Source organism: Streptomyces sp. PA03-6a (assembly GCF_033792765.1).
Lineage (GTDB): Bacteria > Actinomycetota > Actinomycetes > Streptomycetales > Streptomycetaceae > Actinacidiphila.
This window is the reverse complement of sequence record NZ_JARAVK010000576.1, coordinates 1-1,024: the sequence shown is the minus strand read 5'-3', so window position 1 is coordinate 1,024 and position 1,024 is coordinate 1. Positions and strand designations below refer to the sequence as shown.

Here is a 1,024-nt window from a genome sequence, read left to right as displayed (position 1 = left end):
GCCTTCGCCGGCCCCGGCTCCCGCGGCCGCACGGGCGGCCGCGGGCGCGGCCGGGGCCACGGCGTCCGCTCCGACCGAGAGCGCCGTGCCCGGGCAGCAGGTGCCCGCTCCCGTCCCGTGGGCGCAGCAGGTGCACGACCTGGCCCGTCAGGTCCCGCCGCAGGGCGGGGAGGCCGCCCCCGCGTCATGGCGGCCGGGGGCCGACGACCCGTCGGCCCCCGCGCGGCGGCAGGCGCGCCCCGCGTCGCCGGGGAGGCGCCTGGTGGCCCGGCTGATCGACAGCGCGGTGGTGGGCGCGGTCGTCGCGGCCGCCGCTCTGCCGCTGGGCACGGCGGCGTACGAGCACCTGCGCGACAAGGTGGACGCCGCCCGGCTGACCGGCGAGGAGGCGACGGTCTGGCTGATCGACGGCACGACGGGCGTGCAACTGGGCGTCCTCGCCGCCGTCGCGCTCGTCACCGGACTGCTGTACGAGGTGCTGCCCACCGCCAAGTGGGGCCGCACCCTGGGCAAGAAGCTGCTCGGCCTGCGCGTGGTGGACGTCGAGAGCCGGTACGAGCCCGGTTTCGGGCAGGCGCTGCTGCGCTGGCTCACCCACACGGTGCTGGACGCGCTCGTGATCGGCTTCCTCGGGCTGGCGTGGTGCCTGTTCGACCGGCCGTGGCGGCAGTGCTGGCACGACAAGGCGGCACGTACCTTCGTGGCCCGCGACAGCTGACACCCGAACGGCCCCCGCCGGAGGCGCGGCCGAATCGTCCGGGTTTCACTCGGGGCATGAGCACCGACCAGCCCGAGGACCCGTTCGCCAAGCCGCCCCGGGAGCCGTCCGGGCCCGCGCAGCCGCCGCCCGGGCAGTCACCGCCGCCCGCGGAGCAGCCGCCGCCCGCGCCGAGAACGAGGCCGAACGGGACTCCCTGCGGCGCAGACGTTAGGCGCTCGACGGCCCGAAGGCACAGCCTTCCGGATCTCCCTCCACCGCGATCACGGTTCGGCCGGGCCTTCAGGCAACAGAGATAACGCGACC

At 76.8% G+C, this 1,024-nt stretch carries 1 protein-coding gene; it reads left to right on the top strand.

Going from position 1 to position 1,024, the window contains the following annotated elements; translation table 11 throughout:
* Positions 1 to 718 (top strand): RDD family protein (locus tag PV350_RS46695; RefSeq protein ID WP_500339321.1); only part of this gene is annotated, 718 nt, incomplete at its 5' end.
* Positions 719 to 1,024 lie beyond the last annotated feature (306 nt).